General features: G+C 44.2%; 22 protein-coding genes. 9 read left to right on the plus strand and 13 right to left on the minus strand.

All coding sequences use genetic code 11. From position 1 onward, the window contains the following. Positions 1-370: 370 nt before the first annotated feature. The gene (gene mutL / locus O9323_RS05915) at positions 371-2,023 is read right to left on the minus strand and encodes a DNA mismatch repair endonuclease MutL (protein ID WP_288124820.1); all 1,653 of its coding nucleotides are present in this window, start codon (positions 2,021-2,023) and stop codon (positions 371-373) included. A gap of 242 nt (positions 2,024-2,265) precedes the next feature. Here mutL and aroQ point away from each other — a divergent pair, with 242 nt between their 5' ends. Beyond that, positions 2,266-2,721, plus strand: coding sequence for a type II 3-dehydroquinate dehydratase (aroQ, locus tag O9323_RS05920; RefSeq protein WP_002745954.1), 456 nt, complete (start codon positions 2,266-2,268; stop codon positions 2,719-2,721). 24 nt (positions 2,722-2,745) lie between these two features. On the opposite strand, the gene O9323_RS05925 is transcribed toward aroQ, so the two are convergent. The 4 genes from O9323_RS05925 to O9323_RS05940 form a co-directional block, all read right to left on the minus strand. Next, positions 2,746-4,545 (minus strand): ABC transporter ATP-binding protein, encoded by a 1,800-nt coding sequence (locus tag O9323_RS05925; RefSeq protein WP_024969314.1) that lies wholly within the window; start codon positions 4,543-4,545, stop codon positions 2,746-2,748. 40 nt (positions 4,546-4,585) lie between these two features. Next, complete coding sequence (locus O9323_RS05930; protein ID WP_002752744.1) at positions 4,586-5,662, minus strand: phosphotransacetylase family protein; 1,077 nt, start codon at positions 5,660-5,662, stop codon at positions 4,586-4,588. 37 nt (positions 5,663-5,699) lie between these two features. After that, positions 5,700-6,074, minus strand: coding sequence for a type IV pilus biogenesis protein EbsA (ebsA, locus tag O9323_RS05935; RefSeq protein WP_103111116.1), 375 nt, complete (start codon positions 6,072-6,074; stop codon positions 5,700-5,702). A gap of 119 nt (positions 6,075-6,193) precedes the next feature. After that, positions 6,194-7,450 (minus strand): GAF domain-containing sensor histidine kinase, encoded by a 1,257-nt coding sequence (locus O9323_RS05940; RefSeq protein WP_002773209.1) that lies wholly within the window; start codon positions 7,448-7,450, stop codon positions 6,194-6,196. 388 nt (positions 7,451-7,838) lie between these two features. Here O9323_RS05940 and O9323_RS05945 point away from each other — a divergent pair, with 388 nt between their 5' ends. Both O9323_RS05945 and O9323_RS05950 read left to right on the plus strand, forming a co-directional pair. Continuing rightward, positions 7,839-8,159: a DUF3155 domain-containing protein gene (locus O9323_RS05945; protein ID WP_002732265.1), complete on the plus strand. Its 321-nt coding sequence runs from the start codon at positions 7,839-7,841 to the stop codon at positions 8,157-8,159. Positions 8,160-8,530: 371 nt separating this feature from the next. Next, complete coding sequence (locus O9323_RS05950) at positions 8,531-9,547, plus strand: type I glyceraldehyde-3-phosphate dehydrogenase (RefSeq protein ID WP_002731954.1); 1,017 nt, start codon at positions 8,531-8,533, stop codon at positions 9,545-9,547. 88 nt (positions 9,548-9,635) lie between these two features. Here O9323_RS05950 and O9323_RS05955 read toward each other — a convergent pair whose 3' ends face one another. Continuing rightward, positions 9,636-10,412, minus strand: a complete 777-nt coding sequence (locus O9323_RS05955) for an ABC transporter permease (protein WP_002734326.1) — start codon at positions 10,410-10,412, stop codon at positions 9,636-9,638. Between the two features lie 127 nt (positions 10,413-10,539). Between O9323_RS05955 and O9323_RS05960 the strand changes: the two genes are divergently transcribed. Then, entirely contained in the window at positions 10,540-11,652 is a 1,113-nt protein-coding gene (locus tag O9323_RS05960) for a DegT/DnrJ/EryC1/StrS family aminotransferase (protein ID WP_002752735.1), read from the plus strand. Positions 11,653-12,058: 406 nt separating this feature from the next. Here the strand turns inward: O9323_RS05960 and O9323_RS05965 are convergent, their stop codons facing one another. Continuing rightward, complete coding sequence (locus tag O9323_RS05965; RefSeq protein WP_288124821.1) at positions 12,059-12,226, minus strand: hypothetical protein; 168 nt, start codon at positions 12,224-12,226, stop codon at positions 12,059-12,061. Positions 12,227-12,732: 506 nt separating this feature from the next. Continuing rightward, entirely contained in the window at positions 12,733-14,436 is a 1,704-nt protein-coding gene (hflX, locus tag O9323_RS05970) for a GTPase HflX (RefSeq protein WP_149107765.1), read from the minus strand. A 508-nt stretch (positions 14,437-14,944) separates the two neighbouring features. Here hflX and O9323_RS05975 point away from each other — a divergent pair. After that, a complete protein-coding gene (locus tag O9323_RS05975) occupies positions 14,945-15,664 on the plus strand; it encodes a Uma2 family endonuclease (protein ID WP_002752731.1) in 720 nt (239 codons plus the stop codon). A 6-nt stretch (positions 15,665-15,670) separates the two neighbouring features. On the opposite strand, the gene rpsF is transcribed toward O9323_RS05975, so the two are convergent. Beyond that, on the minus strand, positions 15,671-16,060 hold the full coding sequence (rpsF, locus tag O9323_RS05980; RefSeq protein WP_149107763.1) for a 30S ribosomal protein S6: 390 nt from the start codon (positions 16,058-16,060) through the stop codon (positions 15,671-15,673). Positions 16,061-16,205: 145 nt separating this feature from the next. On the opposite strand from rpsF, the gene O9323_RS05985 reads away from it, so the two are divergent. After that, positions 16,206-16,988: a fumarylacetoacetate hydrolase family protein gene (locus O9323_RS05985; RefSeq protein ID WP_288124822.1), complete on the plus strand. Its 783-nt coding sequence runs from the start codon at positions 16,206-16,208 to the stop codon at positions 16,986-16,988. Here O9323_RS05985 and tpiA read toward each other — a convergent pair. Continuing rightward, on the minus strand, positions 16,985-17,710 hold the full coding sequence (gene tpiA / locus O9323_RS05990; RefSeq protein WP_016515627.1) for a triose-phosphate isomerase: 726 nt from the start codon (positions 17,708-17,710) through the stop codon (positions 16,985-16,987). The genes O9323_RS05985 and tpiA overlap by 4 nt on opposite strands. A gap of 377 nt (positions 17,711-18,087) precedes the next feature. Between tpiA and O9323_RS05995 the strand changes: the two genes are divergently transcribed. Continuing rightward, entirely contained in the window at positions 18,088-18,852 is a 765-nt protein-coding gene (locus O9323_RS05995; RefSeq protein WP_002778142.1) for a metallophosphoesterase family protein, read from the plus strand. On the opposite strand, the gene O9323_RS06000 is transcribed toward O9323_RS05995, so the two are convergent. From O9323_RS06000 to pgl, 3 genes are all read right to left on the minus strand, one after another. Further along, positions 18,771-20,018 carry a site-2 protease family protein gene (locus O9323_RS06000; protein ID WP_288124823.1) on the minus strand — a complete coding sequence of 416 codons (1,248 nt, stop codon included), beginning with the start codon at positions 20,016-20,018 and terminating at the stop codon, positions 18,771-18,773. The genes O9323_RS05995 and O9323_RS06000 overlap by 82 nt on opposite strands. Before the next feature lie 105 nt (positions 20,019-20,123). Then, complete coding sequence (locus O9323_RS06005; protein WP_002752720.1) at positions 20,124-20,750, minus strand: double zinc ribbon and FHA domain-containing protein; 627 nt, start codon at positions 20,748-20,750, stop codon at positions 20,124-20,126. 132 nt (positions 20,751-20,882) lie between these two features. Then, positions 20,883-21,605, minus strand: a complete 723-nt coding sequence (pgl, locus tag O9323_RS06010) for a 6-phosphogluconolactonase (RefSeq protein ID WP_002733040.1) — start codon at positions 21,603-21,605, stop codon at positions 20,883-20,885. Between the two features lie 393 nt (positions 21,606-21,998). Between pgl and O9323_RS06015 the strand changes: the two genes are divergently transcribed. Both O9323_RS06015 and O9323_RS06020 read left to right on the plus strand, forming a co-directional pair. After that, complete coding sequence (locus O9323_RS06015) at positions 21,999-22,790, plus strand: HpsJ family protein (protein WP_130757105.1); 792 nt, start codon at positions 21,999-22,001, stop codon at positions 22,788-22,790. A gap of 525 nt (positions 22,791-23,315) precedes the next feature. Continuing rightward, a complete protein-coding gene (locus O9323_RS06020; protein WP_002752714.1) occupies positions 23,316-24,047 on the plus strand; it encodes an undecaprenyl-phosphate galactose phosphotransferase family protein in 732 nt (243 codons plus the stop codon). Positions 24,048-24,650: the final 603 nt, after the last annotated feature.

Below are 24,650 nucleotides of genomic sequence, written 5' to 3' on the forward strand. Positions count from 1 at the left end.
ACCCTTATAGAGACAGACATTACCGCGATTTTTGTCAATTGTTTGCGATCTAGAGCGAACTAATCAATTAAATCTCTTGCCAGATAAGGATTTAGTCGATTTATGCCCCCATATCGAACCATACCAAGTCCCGAAGAGCCTTAATTTGCAAGAGTTCTAGTAAGTCAATTACTGTTTCTTTATAATCGGCGAAGTGATAGTTATTAAATCTTTCGGTGCTGGTTTGATCTTTGGGTTTCTTTTCCTTATGTGAAGAAGCCGAAAATCAATTTAGTTGTAAAATACCTACACCTGTCAGAGAGGGGAGAGGAGAATAAATAAAAATAATCTCCTGAATCCTGACTCCTGAATCCTGAATCCTGATAACTGATTAAATGCCGTGACTTTTGCCGATTACCCAATGACGACGGAAGAAGCGAGCGAGCGAAGTTTCTTCTAAGGATAAGTAAATCGGTCTTCCGTGGGGACAAGTGCGGGGATTACGAGTATTTTGCCAATCATCGAGTAAATTCTGCATTTCTTCTAAACTTAAAGCTGTACCGTTACGGATCGCACTACGGCAAGCGGTGGCCACCTGAGCAGTTTGTAAATCCCCCCCTAAACTTAATTCTAGTAAAGCATCAGCCCGATCCTCCCGTTCTTTTAGGAGAACAGGAATACTACGAATTGCCCAAGAGCGATCGCCAAAACTAGCAATTTCTAATCCTAAACGTTGTAATTGTTCGATTTGTCGAGTAGTTAACTGATTTAAGATGATCGGAGTATCTAACGGCACGATTTCCCAGTTATCCTCTAAACGTTCGTACAAAACCCGCTCATGGGCAATATGTTGTTCCACTAACCATAATCCGTTAGGATGTTCGGCAACTATATAAGTTTGGTGAATTTGAGCTAATGCCTTTAATTCCAGCCGATTTTTCCTGGATTTCTCCCCTATTGTATAGGTGCTTTTTTCTTCGGCAGCCTTGAGAATTTGACTGACGCGCTGATTTTGCGCTTTTTCGGGCATATGTTCGGGATTTAGTCCTAACGCCTTGTCTATGGCTGAAATTATCTGTTCTTGCCAAAAAACGAGGTTATGCAGGTATATTTCCGCTTTAGCTGGGTGACGATTCCAATCGATCGAACGAGGGTTAAGATGTAAATGGAGAAAACAAACGGGATAGCGATCTTTAGGGACTGTGCGAGCGAAAGCTTGAAATATTGCCTGTTCTAACTCCGATGAGCGCACCATTCGCCCATTAACAGCAATTTTAACCCAATCCGGTTGATGGCGAGAAATGCGATCGGGCAACCCAATGACTAATTCAATTTGAGCCAATTCTGCGTCAGGAGTCGTTAAGTCAAGTTTTAGGGCTGCTAAATCGTTAAAATGCAGAGATTTAACTAATTGCGGTAATATTTGACTGGCATCCTTACCCGGACTAATGCGTAACCAATCTTGATGATCTTGGAAAACCTGCCAAGTAATTTGGGGATGACAGAGAGCAAAATTATGAATTAAAATCTGTATATCCTTTAATTGTTTGTTAATTGACGGTAAAGCTTGACGACGCACAGGAAAGTTAGCAAAGAGATTTTCTACCGTGACGATAGTGCCGATAGCTATAGGAATCGTTTCTAAATTATCCGGCTCGCCCTGGTGATTGTAAAGACAATAACAACCTAAATCATCGTCATGACGACTGGCAACCCGCAGACGCGCCACCTGTGCGATACTGTGCAAAGCTTCACCACGGAATCCGAGACTGGTAATCTGCCAAAGATCGTCCCGTTGGCGGATTTTGCTGGTACTGTGGGCATAGCTACACAGTTGCAAATCTTCTCTAGACATTCCCCTACCGTTATCCGATACTTGTATTCGCCAATTTTGGGGAGATATATCGATGGTAATCCTATCTGCCCCCGCATCAATGGCATTTTCGACTAATTCCCGCACCACAGCGCCTAAAGAGTCGATTACCTCTCCTGCGGCAATTAAATCGATTACGTCTTGGGGTAAAACTTGTATGGGCAAGGTCATCAATTAATGGTTTTAGCCAAGGGCAAACTCGATATATTGTCCCACAGGGGGTGCATGATTAAGGATTCCCCCCCTAGCAATTTATCGGCGATCGCTGCTTCCTTGCCATCCCGCTGCACCGATCAAATATAGCGATAGTCCTGGAGCAAGTCCAATGATACTAAATCGGCAAAAATGTTGTTGATAGGCAATAATCCCTGATCGAGATAAGATTAATTCTGGTGATGATAGGGAAGACAGTGGTGAATAAACTAAGCATTCTGGTTTTACACGGACCGAATTTAAACCTATTGGGGAAAAGAGAGCCGAATCTCTACGGTAACATCAATTTAGAAGCGATTAACCAGTTTTTAAGCGAAGAAGCTACCCGTTTAGGTGTGAATTTAACCGCGCACCAGTCCAATCAGGAAGGGCAATTAGTGGACTGGATTCAGCAAGCATGGGGTCAGCATGACGGTATTTTGATTAATGCAGCAGCTTATACTCATACCAGTATCGCCATCCGCGACGCACTCTTAGGCACAAAAATTGCCTGTGTGGAAGTACACTTAAGCAATATTTACAAACGCGAGTCTTTTCGTCATCATTCCTACATTGCCGATATAGCTATCGGACAGATTAGCGGTTTTGGGGCCGAAAGTTATCGCTTAGGATTATGGGCATTAGTCGATTATTTGCAAAAGAATGGGAAAATTTAAGACAAATGCTGGAACTTCGGGCTTTTAAACCCAAATTTTCGATAAACTAGCGTAGAGGCCGTCTTTAGTTAATAAATCTTCATGGGTTCCCGATTCGACTAATTCCCCGCGTTTCAGGACAAGAATTCGATCGACATTGCGAATAGTAGAGAGACGATGGGCGATAATAATAGCAGTACGATCGACTAAAATCTGTTCTAAAGCTTCTTGAATTAATACTTCCGTTCCCACGTCTAAACTAGCAGTAGCTTCATCTAAAACTAAAATTTCTGGGTTACGAATAGCGACTCTCGCAAAAGCGAGTAATTGTTTTTGTCCTCCCGACAAATTTGCGCCCCGTTCGCGTAAAAGAGTATGATAACCATCGGGTAACTCCTCGATAAAGTGATCGATATTAGTTAATTTAGCCGCTGCCTTCACCTGCTCAAAATCATAATTTTCTCCTAAAGTAATATTGCGAGTAACATCTCCAGCAAAGAGAAAAGTTTCTTGGAGAATCACACCGATATAACGTCTTAATTCCGCTTGGGGAAGATAACGGATATCGATACCATCCACTAGAATTCTGCCCTTACTTGGTTCATAAAGACGACAGAGAAGACGAATAATCGAACTTTTTCCCGCACCAGTGGGACCGACTAAAGCGACTTTTTCACCGGGATTAATGGTAAAATTAAGACCTTTAATAATATATTCATCAGGTTTATAACCAAACCAAACATTTTCAAAAATAATCTCGCCAGTTTTAAGTTTTGCTGGGAAAGAAATCTCTTTATAATTGTTAGAATCAGTAATTTCAATGGGAATACTCATTAATTCCCCAATGCGTTCAATAGCAGTAAAACCCGATTGAAACATGGTAAATTTTTCAGCAAACTGACGCAGGGGATTAAAGAGACGTTGGGAGAATAAAATAAAAGCCGATAAAATCCCAAAATCAATGGTTTTTTGGAGAATAAAAATACCCCCTAACCATAATACTCCTGCCACGGCAATTAATCCGATCCATTCCAACGTAGCTGAGACGGCCGAATCATAAAAAATTGTTTTATCTAGGGATTGACGATAGTGAGTATTGGTAGCGCGAAACATTTCAGCGTTAAAACGTTCGCGGCGAAATAATTGAACAATATTAACTCCGACTACATTTTCCTGTAATTGGGCATTAAGTTTTGATAATTCCTCGCGTACTTGATAGTTAGCCCTGCGATATTGTTTTTGAAAAAAGATAATTAAAGCAGTGACAGGAAATAACATCAACACCAACAATAGAGCTAATTGCCATTGCAGGGTAAACATGGTGAGGATAATAACTAAAATATTGACCAGATCACTGACAACTCCGATCGCCCCACTAGCAAAAACTTCTCCTAATGCTTCCACATCGCTGGTTAAACGAGTGACTAAACGTCCCACGGGAGAGCGATCAAAAAAACTAGAGGAAAGGGAAGTAACATGACTAAATAAATCTTCCCGGACATTAGCAGTAATTGACTGACCGACTTTCTGCACTAGATAACCTTGTGTTGTCCCTAAAATCAGTCGTAAAATAATCGAAACCGACAGGATAATAATTAAGGTATTAATGGCTGCTGTTAAGGGCATTTGAGCCAAAAAACCCCAGGTTTGTTCCTTTTGCAAAAGGGAAACCGCTTGACCGATAATTAAGGGTTGGATCGCCCCCGTCAGAGATAGGGGAAAAAGAAGTATTAATGAACAAAATAGCAGGGCTTTTTGCTTTTTTGCGTAGGGAAGTAATCTTAATAATAAGCTCCAGTCATTTTCTTTGACCGGAGGGGACACAGGGGAGGATGATAGACTCATGAAGTGATTTCCCATGAAATTCTGGGCAGCAGGGGAGAAATTACGCCCCTATTGTTAACTTTTCTAACAGGCGATCGATTTGGAAATGTTCCCCCATTAATTCTCGAATACAAGCGACTTTTACCTGTTCCTGTAAGCGAATTTTCCCGAAGGCCTGATCGACGATTTCCACGGTACTGAGAGTATCTAAATTTACCGAGAGAATCGGTACTTCTAAATCCTCGGCCCGTCCCAAAATTAGGGGATCCGGAGAGATAGAACCAGTTAAGATCAAACAGGTGGTAGAAGTTTCTAGGGCAGCTAACTGGAGGTCTGTGCGATCGCCGCCCGTAATCACGGCCATATTTTCCCCCTTGCGAAAATATTCTAAAGCGGCGTTGACATTCATCGCCCCGATCGCTAAACTTTCTACCATCCAATCTAAACGATCGGGACGACATAATACTTTGGCCCCCAAAAGATGGACAATTTCCCGAACACTAATACTACGCAATAATTTACTAGCAGGTAACAGTCCTAAAACTTCCACCCCTTGGCGGGACAAATAGGGTTTCAGGAGAGATTGTACTTCCTCCCAATCATCGGCCGGGATATCACTAATCACTACCCCCAGCAGCTGATTATTTAATTCCTCTCTTGCTTTCAGCAGACTCTCGGCAATTAGGGGAGAACTATAGCGGGCCACCAATAGGATTGGAGTCTGGAGAATTTTGGCCATCTCCCCCATCGATAACTGAAAAATACTGCCTTCCCAGAGAGTCCCCGGCCCTTCGAGGAGGATAATATCACTGTTAACTCGATCGAGATAACCAGCAAGAATATTGCCGTAGTCCTGTTGATCTACACCTTGTAAACGTTTAGCAACGGAATCCGCATCAGTGTAGATCAGGGGTAAACGCAGCTGCTCCGGGGATAATTCTAATAATTGCCGAATAAATTCTACATCCTCATCGACCAATTGCCCATCGACGTATCCCGGACAATTGCCCACTGGTTTGCCGTAACTTATCTCTAGTCCTTTTTGTCGCAAGAGATGCGCTAACCCGACGACAGTTCCCGATTTACCACTGAGGGGTTCCAGGGAAGAGATAAGTATAGATTTGGCTGATTTGGCCACGATTTGCTCCTTTTAACCCGTAAAATCCCGACTTTTATCATTCAAATTGCAGCAGTTTCCGATAAAATCCCTGCGAAAAGTCGGCCGAACCTAGCTGCTTAAAGGTTTTAATTGCACCGATGAGATACTCGATCAACTCGGCGTTAAGAATCGTCATTTCATAGCTTAGGTCGGCCTGTCCTTCAAATTGTAAACGACAACGGGTCAATTCCGAGGGCAATTTTGATACATACCAAGAGGCCACAAAGGGAATCCCTTCGCTATTTTCTATGTGACGACGACCTTCTAAAGATCCTCCTTGATACAAAGCGATCGCATAGGGCAAGATACTATGTTTGTCCTTGGCATAGTAGGGCATATATACTAACACATCAGCCTTATTAGCGGGTTCCAATTGTTCGATCGTCGGCATAATTAGTCAATTCTTGGGTTCTCAGCCAAGTTACCAGTGACACTGATATTTTCTATATATTTTAACCGATCGCCCCCATAATCTCCCGATCAAGAAAATAGGCAGATTTTACGGCCAGATCAGCTTTCTTCACTGAGGTGATCATCGGCTATAACTGGCATACTAACCCGAAAAACCGTGCCGGGGTAAGGGGAACTTGTTGGATCGGGATTAGGACTGATAAATTCAATCGTCCCCCCCATGCTGGTAATTAATTCTTTGGCGATCGCTAAACCCAATCCCGTACCAGGTATATCTCCCCCTGCTTGCACTCCCCGGTAGTGACGTTGAAAAATTCTTTCTTGATCACTCCTCGCTATACCATAACCTGTGTCTTTAAAAACAATTTCTACACTATTCTTAACATTTTTTACCTCGACGGTGACTTTTCCGCCAGCAGGAGTATATTTGAGAGCATTATCAATTAAATTGCTGAATACTTCCCGCAAACCGGGGATATTGGCCCGAATAAGTGGTATGTCTTCCCCGTGAATCGTTTCTAGACTGAGATTTCTCTCTTTGGCTACAGCCTGGGCCGAAAGGAGCAGCGGATCGAGAATATCATGGAGATCGATCGGAGTTAGTTGGCTGCTGCCAGCAGGCAAGAGAAAGGTGGTGGGGGAAGATTGCGCTTGCAGGAGAGGAATATCGACGGTGGGGTAATTTTCGCTTTCTTGCTGAATTTGTGCCTCAAATTCGGCAATTAAGTCCCGAACTCGATCGCTTTCCCTCAATATACCGGTAATGGCAGGATCGTTACCTTCTTCGGCTAAAAGCCTTTTGAGTAGAAGTTTACCAAAGGTTTTTAAAGCGGTAAGGGGATTGCGGATTTGATGAAGAAAAGTATCGAGGCGCTGACGTTGCCATTGTCGATAATAACGTTCTTCTCCCAATTGGCGATCAAGTACACAGGCTAAAGCGAGGGTTTGGGTGATTTTTGCCATCTGGGTTAATTCCCAACTTTGCCAAGGTCGTTTTTCTCTGGTTGTCACCAATAATCCGATCATGCCCTCTTCATACATTAAGGGTAAAAACAAGCGATGACCGCTGACGGTCTCCTGATTACTCCAGAGGTGGGATAAATCTTCTAACTTAACCGCAGTTAACAAGTCAGCCGCCGGTTGCCCCGGTTGTAAGGAAAGCCGCTTTTTTTGGGGAGAAGGGGGATTAAAAGGCGGATAAACAACGACTGGGATTAAATTACTCGATAAAGGTTCAGTTAAATAAACCGCACTTCTGTCCGTTTCCATTTGCTCTCGCAAAAGTTCCATCTGTGTCTGACACAGGGCAATAAAATCATCACTCAGGGGAGTCCGGGAGGGGGAGGAGAAGGGCATACTAAGAAAGTAAAAAGTAAAAAATCAGAAAACCTTGATAAAGCTAGGGTTACGAGTTTTATTTCCCAGTTGACAGGGGAGAGAATGACTCTCTCCTTGGGTCGGGTGCAGCCAGTAAAAAGCAATTAGGATAAGGGTTTGGTCACTGTTTTCGGGGTGGATCACGGTATATATTAAAAAAAGTTTAAAAATAATAAGTTTTGTATCGGGATTTGGGGCTGTGTTTTTGTCAGAAAAACTTAAACATAGTCCCAGTCTAGCTTCCGGTCAAACTTGTCCGTAATTGGCTTTCTAAGGGACACTTGATTTCTCGATCTAGAAGGGATATAATCGCTACGGCTTTTGTAACTATCATTACAACGATTAGCCAAAACAGGAGGTAATTGGGTTGGCCAGAAAACGGAAACGTAAGAGTCGCCGTCGTCAAGAAGGACGTAAGATACTTGAACTTGTACCCCAGTATAGTATTGAAAGTGGCGAAGATAAACCCGTAACTGCGGCGCGTAAGTATATTCAAGCTATAGGCATTAGCCCACCAGCTTTATTGGTTGTTAAGCGTAACGAGCATACAACTGATCGCTATTTCTGGGCTGAAAAAGGACTGTTTGGAGCGCAATATGTGGAGGAAAACCACTTCCTTTTCCCAAGCTTGCGCGATCTGCAGCCCCAGCCTCAGCCCGTCAAAGCACCGGTAGCAGTTGCCAAATAACTCAAAGGACTATTAATCGTATCATGGAAAGTGAACTCGTTTACGGAAAAGTAAACGAGTTTTTTTTGAGGATAAGAGGAGCGGGGACCTTTAAGTGATCAGTAATCAGTAAACTGAAAACTCACATCTGATTACCGAAAAGGCGGACAGCTAAGGAGGGAATGGGGTTATGAGAATCTTTTAGGGATTATTTAGGCTAATTTTGGCTTTAAATCGCTTTAATCAATTAAATTTTCTCATTTAAACCCGATAGGATTGCTGAGGTAATAAATTATTTTCGATCAGGATCGTAAAGTTCAACCTTTAAGGTATGATTGGGAACATTAATTATTTTTTTATGTATTGCACTAGAACGTAGAGGGCAAGCAGCAGTGATTAGAGTAGCGATCAATGGTTTCGGACGGATTGGACGTAATTTCCTAAGATGTTGGTTAGGACGGACTAATAGTGGCTTGGAGGTAGTGGGGATCAATGATACATCCGATCCCCGGAGTAACGCTCACCTGCTCAAGTATGACTCGATGTTAGGCAAACTTAACGCTAATATCGATGCCGATGATAATTCTTTAATTGTTAACGGTAAAACCATTAAATGTTATTCCGATCGCAATCCCCTCAATCTGCCCTGGGCAGAATGGGGTGTAGATTTAGTGATCGAAGCTACCGGTGTTTTCGTTGATGAAGAGGGCGCTTCTAAGCATATTGTCGCAGGAGCTAAAAAAGTCCTCATTACCGCACCGGGTAAAGGTTCGGGAGTGGGAACCTATGTCGTTGGTGTCAACGCTCACGAATACGAACACGATAAATACAATGTCATTAGCAATGCCAGTTGTACCACCAACTGTCTTGCTCCTGTTGTCAAAGTGATTCACGAAAACTTCGGCATCATCAAAGGGACGATGACCACCACCCACAGTTACACTGGTGATCAACGGATTCTGGATGCTAGTCACCGGGATCTGCGTCGCGCTCGCGCCGCCGCCGTTAACATCGTTCCCACCTCCACCGGTGCCGCTAAAGCTGTAGCCTTAGTTATCCCGGACATGAAAGGGAAACTTAACGGTATCGCTCTGCGTGTACCCACTCCTAACGTTTCTGTGGTGGATTTAGTGGCGCAAGTGGAAAAAAGCACGATCGCGGAACAGGTAAACGAAGTCCTCAAAGAAGCTTCGGAAAATTCTTTAAAAGGAATTCTCGAATATAATGATTTACCCCTCGTTTCCTCTGATTATCGCGGTGTTGATGCCTCCTCGATCATTGATGCTAGTCTCACCATGGTGATGGGTGGCGATATGGTGAAAGTTATCGCTTGGTACGATAACGAATGGGGTTACTCCCAACGGGTGGTTGATCTCGCTGAAGTCGTTGCCAGCAAGTGGAAAGGCTAAATCAGTGATCAGTCAACTGTAATCGGTGAACAGTGGGCGTTAATTAGGAGTCAGGAGTGGTTAGTGATAACTGACTAACTGATAACTGTTAACTGATAAGTGATAAATTCTCACCGAAAAAGCGCCGATAGATTCCCTCTGTCACCAATTGAGCGGTGATTAGGTTAGCTAGGGCAATCATAAAGAGGATCAGTATCTGGTAGGAAGCGGCGTTTAAAGGTTCACTTCCTGCCAATACCTGTCCGGTGAACATTCCGGGTAAACTGACTAAACCCACCACCATCATCTGATTGAGGGTGGGTATTAAACTAGCTCGAATCGCTGCTTTTTGGTAAGATGCGATCGCTTGTTGAGGGGTTGCCCCTAAACAAAGATGGGTTTCGATTTCCAAACGGTGACTTTTAATGGCACTGCTTAATCTTTCCCCGGCTAAAGAGGCACTATTCATGGCATTGCCTAACACCATCCCCGTCAAGGGAATCAAGTATTGGGGTGAGTACCATTGTTCTGGTTGAATAATTAAAGCAATCGCATAACCTAAAGTTAGACAGCTACTAATCAATAAAGAGCCAAAAACTAGGGGTAATAAGCCTTTATCTCGGCTATCAATGCGATTTTTAGCAACAATAGTCGCGATAGTCATCATTACTGCCAAAATCCCCAGCACGGCTAGAGGATTATCCAGGGAAAAAATAAAGGCGATAACGTAGCCTACCACTAATAATTGCAGGATCGATCGACCGGTCGCCAATAATAATTGGCCCTCTAGAGCTAAATTTGACCAACGGGAGAGGATTAAACAAATACCCATCATCCCCAAAGCCCAACCCAAGTCCACCAGATTTAGTTCTACTAATCCATCCATAAAAATAAAAGAAACAAATTACAACAATACTTAATCTATAAATAGCAAGTTTATAATTATTTTTGACTAATTATTCCTTCTTTTCCCCAACAAATCCCGATTAGTCTCTAATTTTGAGTGAAAGCGCGTGAGTACAATTCCCCCCGTCGATTTATCCCGTCAATACCAAGTCATCAGCGAAGAAGCTAACCATGCCGTTTTAGAAATCCTCCGTTCTGGGCGCTATATTGGCGGTGAAGCTGTGAGCGAATTAGAACGACAATTTGCCCTCTATCATGGTGTTAGCGATTGTGTTGCCTGTAATTCGGGAACCGATGCCCTTTATCTGGCACTGCGCTCCCTCGGTATTCAAGCGGGGGATGAAGTAATTACTTCCACTTTTTCGTTTATTGCCACCGCCGAAGCGATTAATTTAGTCGGGGCAGTGCCGGTTTTTGTCGATATCGATATTAATACTTTTAACCTCGATGTGGCACTGTTGGAAAAAGCGCTTACTCCCCAGACTAAAGCGATTATCCCAGTACACCTTTTTGGGCAATCTGTCAATATGTCTGAGGTAGTAAATTTCGCTCGTTCCCATAATTTATTTGTAATCGAGGATTGCGCGCAGGCAACGGGAGCAGAATGGCATGGGCAGAAAGTGGGGAGTATCGGCGATATTGGCTGTTTTAGCTTCTTTCCCACCAAAAATTTAGGCGGTTGTGGCGATGGTGGCGCAATTACCACCAATAACCCCGAGTTAGCGGCACAAATTCGCATGGTTAAAGAACATGGGAGCAAGGTGCGTTATTTTCATGAGGTAATTGGGGTGAATAGCCGCTTAGATGCCATTCAAGCGGTTATTTTGCAAATTAAGCTAAAATATCTCGATTTTTGGAATAATCAACGGATCGAGATTGCCCAACGTTATCGGGAATTACTGCAACCTTTGCCTAATATCACTTTACCTACCGCTTTAGCCAGAGGTAAGCACGTTTGGAATCAGTACACAATCCTAACGGAAAATCGTGACCAAATTCGGGCAGCTTTGCAGGAAAAAGATGTCCTATCCATGGTTTATTATCCGATTCCCCTACATTTACAGCCGGTTTATCAGTATTTAGGCTATAAAAAAGGTGATTTACCCGTGGCTGAATTGGCCAGTGAAAAAGTGTTATCTTTACCTATGTTCCCCGATTTAAGCTTTGAGGAACAACAACAGGTAGCCTATGCGCTGAAAGATTGTTTGCATAGTTCCTGAGTTATCAGTGGGAATTATGAATTATGAATTATGAATTAAGTAGGTAGGTGTTAAAAATTGTCAGATTTCCCCCCTTATTAAGAGGGGACAATTGGGGTGCATCTCAATTTTGGACAAATATCTAGATGACATTTTGGGCGCACGCAGTTCGATCAACTCACTGACCACGGTGCGCCCCTACCATTGGCGCGATAATATGATTGTAGGGGAGAATTGCATTCGCCCTCTTTGAATAACTGCTGCTGCTCACATATATGTGAGGGAAAGTCACAAATAGGAGATGCAGCCGATAATTTGGCGTTGTCAAATTGAAAGATGCTCCCAATCAGCTTGGAACTGAAATTACTTTGATAGGAAAGATTACATGGCATCTTTCCTATAGTGTTTCATGAACGAATAGTGCCTTTTATAGTTCAATTACAGTTTCCTTTGTCACCCTCCCGTCCTCGTCGTACTCCCTTACTGTGATTTTTAGGCCGCCCATGATATTTCGGTAATCGTATTCTGTAATATCTTGAACTTGATCGTATTCTGAATTGACAAGAACCAAATCAGTAATTTGAAGTTGGGACATTGGAATTATACTCCTAATTAAGAAAAAAGTAGTTGGCTTGAGATTGGGTTTACCTCACTCATCTGTTCCTAGATTAATCGCTCTCCCAGCAGATGACAACCCCCTGGAAGGATGATTTTTGAACATAATTCTAGTATTTTATGTTCAATTTTCAAGGACAGTCCCCAACGAGAAAATAAGGGTTTCCGGTTATTTCGCCAGCAACTTTGAGATGAAAACTGAGTTTTGCCCCCTAAATCCTGAACATAAATCAACTATTTATGTGTTTCCATTCAATTAATTTCTAAGCGCGAGACCACGGTGCGCCCCTACCATTGGCGCGATAATATGATCGTAGGGGCGAATTGCATTCGCCCTCTTCAAAAACCTGGCATTTTTATTGGCGATCGCATCAGGTTCCACACCTCATACTAAATCCGGTTATTAAAAACTGATTATTTATTCCTCCTTTTGCCTCTTGCCTCTCCTCACAAGTAGCCTATACTTAACGGATTTAGGATCAATAATTAAGCGGTTAAATCGATTAACTTTTGTTTTAAAGTTTCCAATCCTAGCCGACGAATAGCCGAGATAAAAACAGCTTGGGGATATTTTTCCTTAGCTATTTCCAAATCCTCGCTTTTTACCTGATCCAACTTATTAAACACCATTAACATCGGACCGGTTTGAATCGGCATCTCCGAGAGGATTTTTAACACCGAGGCAATCTGACTTTCCCAAGCTGGATGGGACAGATCCACCAGATGGAGTAATGCTTCTGCTTCCGTTACTTCCTCTAAAGTTGCCCGAAAAGCATCCACCAGCGCGGGGGGTAATTCATGGATAAAACCCACCGTATCGGTTAGTAACAGGGTGTGAGAGACTTGGGTGAGGGAATCGGTAATAGTTAAGCGTCGGGTGGTGGGATCGAGGGTAGCAAACAGTTGATCGGCGGTATAAACTTCGGCAGCGGTGAGCGCATTAATTAAAGTAGATTTTCCCGCATTGGTGTAACCGACGATCGCCACACTGGCTACATCTTGTTTTTGCCGTTGTTTGCGTAAACGGGAACGATGAGCTTGCAGTTGATCCACCTCATCCTGGAGACGGGATAAACGACGTTGAATAGTTCGGCGTTCTGTTTCTAATTTTGTCTCCCCCGGTCCGCGAGTGCCAATTCCTCCCCCTAATCTCGACATGGCTAATCCGCGCCCGGTCAGACGGGGTAAAGTGTATTCTAATTGGGCTAATTCTACCTGTAGTTTACCCGCTTGGGATTGGGCCCGTTGGGCGAAAATATCCAAGATCACCTCGGTGCGATCGACCACTCTCACCCCGATTTGGTTCTCTAGATTGCGAATTTGGGCGGGAGAAAGGTCGCGATTGAATACAACTAAATTAGCCCCCGAAGTTTGCACCTGTAGGGCGATTTCTGCCACTTTTCCCGAACCGATCACAGTTTGAGGATGGGGATGATCCCGTTTTTGTCGGGTGACTTGCAAAACTTTACCCCCGGCGGTATCAACTAAACGTTCTAATTCGCTTAAACCGTCCTCAAACTGGCGATCGCTCATATTGTCGGTCATTAAACCAACCAATAGCACCCGATCTTCGGCTGTATCAACGGTTATAGCGGTAAATTCTCGCTGAAACTCCGCCTCTAGTCCTTCCACTAACTCTAAAAAGTCCTGTTTGCTTAAATCCTCTAGATTTAAGGGCGGGGAGACAGACCAGTATATATTACTATTGACATTTGTTTGACTTTGTGGTATGAGATGCGCCAGATAGACTTGCTCCACATAACCGGTCGCCCCACCACCGCGACGGATCATGCCTGTGCCAGTTAGGGTTAAGATCACCAGTGCGTCTAATCTTTGCAAAGCCATGGCGGTTAGACTGGATTCTTTTGGCGGTTCTTGCTTGAGTTCCGTGGCGATGCAACGAATTCCGCAAAGACGTTCGGAACCGTAGCGGGGTAGTTCCAAGAGAGAAAATTGCGTTTGTCGGGGGGTTCCCACTCCCACTCGAATTACCTGGCCGCGACGGTTGATATAGGTGCAGAGGGGTTGATGGATATCGGTACTAATAGCCGCCAGTCTTTGGGCGAATTCTGGGGTGGTGAGGGTATCAATAGGCAAGCGTTCATGGTACAGCCTTTGTAGCTGTTTCATCTGACTAGCTTTTAGTCCCTGGGTATTGCCGAAGATGGTATCGATAGGCTTTCCTCGCAATTAGGATTTTATCCATATATTGTAGCGATTTTGACACTCGCTGCTCTTTCCTTTTTTGGCACGTCGCCAATGAGAACAGACAAGTCTGGGCATTTTCAGGAACAGGGAATAGACAGTGCTTCCTTCTCCAGCAAACCCAGGATATGAATCTTTATTAGCGAAAAATATGGCAAAATTTTCCACCGTCGTCAAGAATTTTTACATTTCATATTTTGCAATTTTTATAGCCAAACTAAAGTATTTACTCAATAGTAACCTTTCCTTATATTAATAAAGCAAGAATAACAAAAAGGGAGAAATTAAAAACTGATTATTTATTCCCCCCTTTAACTTTTGCCTTTTGCATGAGTGCCTGTCCTGATATGTAGCCTATACTCAAAGGATTTAGTATTATACAACTTTTGCCAGAGGTCTAAGGCAAAGTCGTCCTCAAAGGATGGGGTTTTAAACCCAGGATTTGCGATGATACAATAAAGCTAGGCCAAAATGCGATCGCAAGAGATAAAGCATGGTTCAAGCACCCATCGAACCCCAACTTTTCTATCCTGATTCCGACGGTAAACCTATGGCCGACAACACAGTTCAATATCGCTGGATTGTTCGCTTGGTTGCCAATCTCAGGTATTTATTTAAAGAGCAAACCGTCTTTGTCGCCGGAGATTTGCTCTGGTATCCCCAGCAGGTAACTGTACCACCCGCTCCCCGTCAAGCTCCCGATGCCATGGTAGTTTTCGGCCGTCCACCGGGTGAGCGCGGCAGCTATAAACAATGGGAAGAAGACAATATTGCTCCCCAGGTAGTGTTTGAAATCCTCTCCCCTAACAATAGTGCTAGGGAAATGCTCAAAAAGCAGTCTTTCTATCGGGAGCATGGGGTATTAGAAATGTTTTTCTATGACCCAGACTCCCATGATTTCTGGGGATTGGTGCGGGCCAATCAGCAAGAGGATTTTTTCCCAGTAACGGCCTTGAATTTTCCTTGGACTTCCCCAATCCTAGGAATTCGGTTTGAGATGTTTGAAGAGGGTTTAGAGGTCTTTTATCCCAATGGGGAACGATTTAAAGACCCTGAAACCCTCTTTGAGGAACGCAACCAAGCACAACAAGAACGCGACCAAGCACAACAAGACCGCAACCAAGCACAACAAGAACGCGACCAAGCACAACAAGAACGCGATCGCGCTTTTGCCCGATTACGCGAATTGGGCATTGACCCGACACAGTTGTGACTATAATTAATCTTCAGCGGAGATGCCGTCCTCTTCCACCACCGCTTCGGTGATAGGAGAGGGGGGAATTTCCGTTAAGGGAGATAAATCGGCAGGGGGGGGCATCACGCGATCGAGTTTTAGGGTTAAATAACGAATAACCTCATCACTTAAACGCATGGCCCGTTCCATGGGGGCGACTTGTTTGCCGCTGGCCTGATAATTCATCTGCACATAGACACCATCATTGAGTTTTTTGATGGGATAGGCCAGACGTTTTTTACCCCACACCTTAACTTGAATGTCTGTGGCGCTGTGTTCGCTAATCAGAGTTCGATAACGTTCCACTTGTTGCTGAACGACTTCTTCCCCTAAATCGGGACGGAGAATGTAAAGAGTTTCGTAGTTATTGCTCATCTCAGAATCCTTATGGACTAGAAGGCTTCTTTGTCAAGGCCAGAGGTTAATTGATTTTAATAACTCTCTAGCTTTTAATAAAGAAGCAAGGATATATGATCATACTACTATCCGAGAGTCGATCGCTAGTCATTCCCAGAAAAATATGGCGCAACGCTATGTACGAGTGAAACATCGTCAAGGACAAATCTTCTACGGACTGTTACAGCTAAACCGTAGCGTTGCCGTCTTTGATGCCCCTCCCTGGCAAGGAGGGCAACTAACCAAGCTAGAATTAGAACCTGATAGCTACCAACTATTAGCCCCCTGTTTCCCGTCGAAAATTATTGCTGTGGGCAAAAATTACCCGGCCCACGCCGCCGAGATGGGAACACCTGTACCAAAAGAACCGCTTTTATTTCTCAAGCCACCGACGACAATTATCGCCGATGGTGAAACGATTTTTTATCCGCCCCAATCGAAAAGAGTAGATTATGAGGGAGAATTGGCATTAATTATGGGAGAAACCGCCAAAAACTGCACCACAGCCCAAGCCAGAAGCAAAATCTGGGGTTATACTATTGCTAACGATGTCACCGCTAGGGATTTACAGAAAAAAGATAGCCAATGGACGCGGGCGAAAGGATTTGACAGTTTTTGTCCCCTCGGCCCCTGGATTGTCCGGGAACTGAGTATCGGGGCGCAATTAACCACTTTTCTCAATGATGGCAGCGAACCCAAACAAAGCAGTTATCTGAGTGATATGGTCTTTCCCCCCGATGTCTTGGTGGCTTATATCTCCCAAGTGATGACCCTGCTGCCGGGGGATGTGATTTTAACGGGAACTCCCGAAGGAATCGGACCGCTGCAGGTGGGGGATAAGGTTCGGGTGGAAATAGAAGGCATCGGGGTTTTGGAAAATCGCGTCATGGCAGCAGAAATCAATTAACGATAATTAACAATCCTAGCGAATACGGTGGGGTCTAGACTCGCCCCACCGACTAAAGCCCCGTTTATCTGCGATTGAGCCATAATTTCATCGATATTATCGGGTTTTACCGAACCACCGTACTGAATGGTTACGTCGGGATTGTCTAATTGTTGTCGAATCAAACCGATAACGCGGTTCGCTTCCTCGCTTTCGCAGGTTTCCCCCGTGCCAATCGCCCAGATGGGTTCGTAGGCGATAACGAGGTTTTTTTGGTCAACATTGACTAAACCCCCTTGAATTTGCTTGATAATTACCTTTTCCGTTTCTCCAGCATCTCTTTGGGCTTTACTTTCTCCCACACAGATAATCGGGATTAAACCTTGTTTTTGGGCAGATATGACCCTTAAATTGACGGTTTCATCGGTTTCGCCGAAATATTGCCGGCGTTCACTGTGACCGATAACCACATAGTGAACCCCAATTTCGGTTAACATATCCGCCGAGATTTCGCCCGTATAAGCCCCCGATTTTTCCCAGTGGACATTTTGCGCCCCCAAGCGAATACGACCACCGTGGAGGGTTTTAGAGAGGACAGCTAAAGCTGTGAAAGGGGCGCAAAGAACCACTTCTCGGTCGTCGGGGGTTTCATCTAGATGGGATTTAAAATCTTGCAAAAACTCCAAAGCTTCTCTCTGGGTTTTGTGCATTTTCCAGTTACCTGCAATAACAACTTTCGGCACAGCTTAATTAATTTAGTAGATTTGATAATTTATGGTACATTTTACTGTAAGCCTTTTTGTTACCCTAAGCAAGATCACCGATAATCGCTGTCTGTCGTGAACAGATTTCTTTAATACTTTTACCTGTACCTAGGGTTTGCTGAATAAATCTAAAAACTTTGTTTGATAAGGCTTTTAGACTTTTTTGACCTCAAAAAGTGCCTACCATTGGAGGGATCGGGGGTAAAATTCCTGGACTTTTTCCCTGAAAATTAGGTAACTGACCACCTCAAAATCGGTAAAACCCTACACCCTACACCCCACACCCCACACCCTGCCCCCACGAAAAACTTTTTGCCGCAAACCCTACCTATGCCCTAATCCCCTACCAAATCCTCATGCGAACCTTAGCGATCGGCGATATTCATGGTTGCTCGAAAGCTCTAGATCACTTACTAGAGATCGTCAACCCCAAACCGCAAGATACTTTAATCACCCTCGGTGATTACGTTAATAAGGGCAGAGACTCGAAAGGGGTGATCGATCGCCTGATTTCCCTACATAAACAGGGAAATTTGATTCCCCTCAAAGGTAATCACGAGATTATCATGCTGCAAGCCCGTCATAACCCCCTTAAACAGCGTCTCTGGTTAGAAAAAGGCGGTAAAGCCACCCTCAAATCCTATAGTGAAGGCCACCTAATTAAAATTCCTGAATCTCACTGGGATTTTTTAGGAAAAGTCTGTATAAATAGCTACGAAACTGCCAATCATTTATTTGTTCACGCTAGTCTCGATCCCCATCTACCCCTAGCCAGACAACCAGAATACAAGCTCTTTTGGGAGAAATTTCAATATCCCGCCGCCCATAGTTCGGGAAAAACCATGATTTGCGGCCATACCAGCCAAAAAAGCGGGAAACCGATTAATCTCGGCCATGCCATTTGTATTGATACTTGGGCCTACGGCCAAGGCTGGTTAAGTTGTTTAGATGTGGAAACGGGGAAATTGTGGCAGGTTAACCAGCGAGGAAATTTTCGGATTAGCCAGATTCAAGATTATTATCTTCCATCCTCTCTACGTCAGGACATTAAGGACGGTTCGCCGATTTTTGGCCGTTCACTCTTGTCGAGAGCGGCAGCAATGACATTTAAGGGCAAATAACTGGGGTAAACTCCCTCGCGAGCGCGTTCAATATCCGTTTCCTCTAGGGGAATTTGGTATTTAATCGCAATTGCCTTGAGGATATCGCCGCGATCGATTACTCCCGCTAAGGCGGAGGCCGGTGTTAACACCGTGAGCATTGGGTCCTGGATGGTTTCCAATTTCTGCACCACCGTCACTAAGGGGGTTTTTTCCTCAACAGTGGCAATTTCCGTGAGGGGATGGGCAATATCAAGCAGTTGTTTTTCTGACCAGAAACTGCGCTCGATCGCCTGTAAATCTGCCACCCGAATTAATCCCCGATAACGTCCCTCGGAAGCGGCAAAATAAGCAGTATTGGCAGCCGCTCGGTCTAAAACGTATTCTTGGGCGAATTCCTCTAGGGTTTGATGGGCGTTTAAAACCCGCAAATTTCTGCTCATCACCTCTCCCGCTTGCAAATTGAGGAGACTTTCCTGTAAATTAGTTAAATTATCGTAAGCGCGGGCATTTCTGAGGATAAACCAGCCCATTAATCCTAACCAGGCACCCCCCACATCTGCCGTCAAGAGAACCAAGAAAATCCCTAAAATAATCCCTAACCAACCGATGAATTGACCACTGATCGCAGCCCAATGTAAACCTTTCCAGCGATCGCCAGTTGCTTGCCAGACCATTGCTTTGAAAATTTGACCGCCATCGAGGGGTAAACCGGGGATAAGATTAAATAGAGCCAAAAACAGGTTAATTATCGCTAAATGCCCGCATATATAAGTTAAATTGGCGTTTAAATAGGGTAAGTGACTGGCTAGGGATAAGAGACAAAACAGGAGAAAACTAACGGCGGGTCCAGCGATCGCTACTTGCAGGGCCTCGGGAGGAGTCCGAGATTCTCGATCGATCGAGGCCATACCTCCAAAGAGAAACAGGGTAATGGAATTGACCTCGATGCCTTGGGAGCGAGCCATGAAACTATGACCTAATTCGTGGAGTAAAACCGAGATAAATAGCAATAAAGCCATGATTAAACCCAGCAACCACGCTAAAACAGCACTATGGGCGGCCAGAGACTGAATTTCTGCATCGGTGGCATTGATCAAGGTGACAAAAGCCAGAATCAAAAACCACGAGGAATCAATATAGAGAGGAATGCCCAATAAAGAGCCGATTCGCCAATTTGTACGCATAATTTTCAGTGGGGAAATGGGGAAGTGGGGAAGTGGGGAAGTGGGGAAATGGGAAATTTAGCTGAAATTTCCCTATCACCCTAAATCCCTAACCTCTAACCTCTTTTAAGACATTTGGAAAATAAAAGTCATTTTGTCGCCTTTACCGAGGGAAATGCGATCGCCTGCCCGAAGACGATGACGATTGCCGGGGGGTAGGGGATTGTGATTAACGTAGGTTCCGTTAGCGCTGCCCGTGTCTTCAAGATAATAGATGCCCCCTTCGACGCGGATATCGCCATGAACCCGGGAGACGATATCAGAATCGGGAAAACCGGAAACATCGATATCGGGGGGAATGCGATCGTTAGGTTTGCCGATATGAATTACCGATAGATGTAAGGGTAATTCAATTTTGCTATCGGTTTGTAGGTGCTGGAGACTAGCCATTTCCGTCTGTAAGCGGGTGGCAGCCGGAACCGGTGGGGGGGCAACAGGCGGAGGTGCGATCGAGGCGACGGTGGCTGTAGGGACTGGTGGGACGGGTTCAGGTTCCGATTCGGGTTGGGCTGCCACCATGGGAACGGAATTAGGCTGTAAATTGTAGCCACACTGACCGCAAAAGGTGGCATCAGTTTGGATGGTTGCCCCACAACTAGGACAGGAAGACATCCGCGGCAAGGGAGTGTAACAGGCCTCGCATTGACTGGCCTCATCGGGGTTAGTATGTTCGCAATTAGGACAAACGATCATTTTTAAGGAAAAAGTAAAAAGTAAAAAGTAAAAAAGCAGATTAGGGGTTAGGGTGTTGGGGTGTTGGGGTGTTGGGGTGTTGGGGTTTTAGTTGAATTACCCCATTTCCCTATTCCCCTATTCCCCTATTCTCTAGACAAAAGAGGAACCAGCGGCCGCATCGAGCAACCAATATAATTCCCCGGCCGGGGGGTGGATGAGACGGGAAGGATAGGAGAAAGAGTCACCATAGGCAGAGAAAATCTGATGTAGAGCGGGGCGTTTACTTTCGCCGGCAGCGATAAAGATCACACAACGGGCCTGATTGATCAGGGGAACGGTAAAAGTTAAGCGGGGATTGCCGTCTTTCTCGCCGACGGTGATACAGCGATCGCTCACCGTTAAAGCTGCCGTGTGGGGAAAGAGAGAGGCGGTGTGACCATCATCGCCCATTCCCAATAAAATCAGGTCAAAAACGGGAAAATCGGGAGAATTAACCCCAAACCATTGGCGGAGATGATCATCGTATTTTTGGGCAGCCAGGTGGGGATCGGGTTCATCCGTGGGCATGGGATGAATATTAGCGGCTGGGATCGGTATGCGATCGAGCCATGCTAACCGGGCCATGCGTTGATTACTGTCAGGATGATCGGGACTAACGTAGCGCTCATCTCCCCAGAAAACGTGAATTTTTGACCAGTCGAGGGGTTGAGAGGATAAAGCCTCGTAGAGAGGTTTCGGGGTACTACCGCCGGACAGAGCGATGGTAAAATAGTCCTGTTGGTCGAGGCTGGTTGTGATTTTTTCCAGAACCAGCGCCAGAGATTTTGCGATCAGAGCTTGTTTATCAGCTAAAACTTCCACCAATTTCTGCATGGGTTTTGTTATCAACTCAGGGGGGCTGTCTTTACTATAGGCTAACCATTGAGGACTCATCTGAGAGCTTGGGAAAATTTTATTCTTTGACAGTCTCTGTCTTAGGGAAGAGATCTAGGGAAAACCCAGTCTGAGAGCTTGGGAAAATTTTATTCTTTGACAGGGATAGGTTTACCGATGCCATATTGAGGTAATATTTCTAGAGTCGATTCTCGAAAGAGGTTGACAAGCAGAACGATTTAGCGTAGGGTTTAGCGGGAGGTTGAGCAAAAGTTAATTAGAAATTGCAGTTTGTCAGATTGCCTCTCGGCAAAATCCGTCTGGGAACCCCCAGCGAGAACTTTTAAACAGACTAATGAATCTATTCATTGACATACCATTACAGAAACAGCGATGAACAGTTTTACTTCTTTGTCCCTGAAATTAACGGGATTGGTTTTCATTCTTTCCTTCCTTTTGGATGCGTTTATCCTGCCGCTGCCCTATCAATTCAGTCAATCCCAATGGCAGGTAGGGTTCGTCACCACCTTTGTCGATCGAGGAATTGTTCCTCTTCTGGGTATCGTTCTCGTTTTAATCGCTTACTGGATTGACGATAACAATAAAAATTTCACTACTAGGAAATACCACTTTGAATTGCGTTGGCCGATCTTTATTCTTTCCACACTGTTAGGCTTAGTTTTTCTGTTGATGATTCCTGTTCATATCAATAATATCAACCAGATTAAAAACGACGCTTTGACTCAAATTGAACAGGGTGTTGATCAAGGGGAGGGACAAATTCAGGCTTTCTTAGCCCAGTTAAATACTCTATCGCAAAATCCCCAACTATTAGAACAGCAGATCTCTCAGAGAACTCAAGTGATTGAAACTGGTCGTTTCCAAGGACAACCGATCAGCACAGAACAGTTACAAACCCTTCGCCAACAAAGAGAGCAATTAACTAATTTACGCGATTTATCCAAAAGCCCGAGGGAATTTAAACAGAAATTAGATGAGATCAAAAATCAGCTACAAACTCAGCTGCAAGAGCGGCGAAAACAGGCAGAAAGCCAAGCTAACTTCGAGGCTTTGAAACAGTGGTTAAGAATTGGTAATCAAAGTATGTTGCTATCGATTTGCTATAGTTTGATCGGTTGGTTAGGCATTCGAGAACTAAGTAGTATGAAACAACCCATCGCCTAAGTAGGGGATTTATCTTAAATGATGAAGTCTAAAGTTTTCGTTTTCGGGAGCCAAAATTCGGGCTTCGGCCAGGAGCTCAGCGTTCGACAAAAGCTCACGCCGAGTTCCGAATGGACTCAGCAGACGAGCGCGGACAACAGCATACTTAATCCTTAGGATCAAATCTGTAACTACTTAGATATTCAGCCACAAAGGGTATCATTTGTCGATGCTCTTTTTTTTATTAAACCTCTTGCATAATTAATTTTTGCTGATTCAAAAGCGTCCTACAATACTAAATCCTGTTTGAAAGGCATAGGGGAGCAGGGAGTGGGGAGAAGGGAGAATAAATAAAAATAATCTCCTGACTGCTGACTGCCGACTGCTGACTCCACCAAGAAACTTTTTCAGTAAACCCTAATTAGAGATTTTTTAGTACAAAGGCTCTAGAATGGCCCGTGCCAGTTATTGACCCGAAGACTTGTTTTTTCAGTCTTGTGGCTTTATCATGGGTACTGTGTGGTGTGTGTGATGTGAAGGAGTAAGATGACTGCTAATAGCCAACTTATCTCCGTCAAGGCTCTACAAGCTTTGATGAAGCGAGGGTTCAAACCTTCGGTCTCTGGTAGACGGCATCAAAAATCTTGGTTAATAGCTTTAGACGGCGATACCTCAAAACGATTATTCGATATCGTTTTCTCCCTATCGGTTCTAATTTTCTTTTCGCCGCTTTATTTGATCTTAGCCTTATTGATCGCGATTAGTTCCCCCGGTCCGGTCTTCTATATGCAGAAGCGCGTCGGTCAAAACTTCCAGCATTTCAACTGTATCAAGTTCCGTACTATGGTAATGGACGCGGATAAGGTATTAGAGAGACTGATGGAAGACTCCCCCCAACTGCGGGCGGAATTCGAGGATAATTTCAAGCTCAAGGACGATCCCCGCATAACTTGGATTGGCAAGTTTCTCCGCTTAACCAGTTTGGACGAGTTTCCCCAATTCTGGAACGTCCTGCGAGGAGATATGAGCGTCGTCGGTCCGCGGCCTTTAGTTCCCGAAGAATTGCAGAAATATGGCAATCGCATCGACAAGGTCTTAACTATTCGCCCCGGTTTAACTGGTTTATGGCAAGTTTCTGGACGTAATGACATCCCCTATCCCATGCGGGTGCAGATGGATGTGTATTACGTTAATTCGCGTAACTGGTTAACCGATATCTGGGTAATCTTCAGAACTATCGGTGTTGTGGTTTTTCCCAAAAATAACGGTGCTTACTAAAGCGGTGAATAGTAGTTCAAGATTACTGGCTACTGTTCCAATGTAATTAATCGCTAGACTGGAGGAGAGAAAGGCAGAACTTGCTTTTTTCTCCTCTTTTTTTGAGAAGAAATATTATGATATAGCGTTTTTCAGTCTGCTGAGGTACAAAAGTTATGGGTTTTAGGCAAAAGGCAATAGGCAAAAGGCAAAAGGGAAGAAAATAGGTGTACCTCACTAGCTTAGGAAACGCTATAGTAATTAGGGCTTGCTAGATAATGGTATAACCCTTTTAAAATAAGACTTTTGACCTTTTAAGAGCCGATGTTAGTGCTAAAAAATAGGATTGAGACCTTCAAAAACCTTGCATTATCCTTTTTGTGGTACGCAAACTGGTAAAAAAAAGGGGAGCAACAAAGCCTTAAACTCCTGTCTTCTGCCTGACCCCATCCTAGGCCTTTTCCAGCAAACCCTACTTAGCAGTTATCTTAAGGGTGAGGTACGAAGTCTCTGATTTTAGGAAACACTGGAACTAGAAATGATGCTAAATCTCGTCATTTCTTCTGTACCACAATTTAGGCATTTTGTCAAAAAAATTTTGACTTTGCAACAAAACTACACAAA

The organism is Microcystis sp. LE19-131.1A, assembly GCF_027532015.1.
Classification (GTDB): Bacteria; Cyanobacteriota; Cyanobacteriia; order Cyanobacteriales; family Microcystaceae; genus Microcystis; species Microcystis ichthyoblabe_A.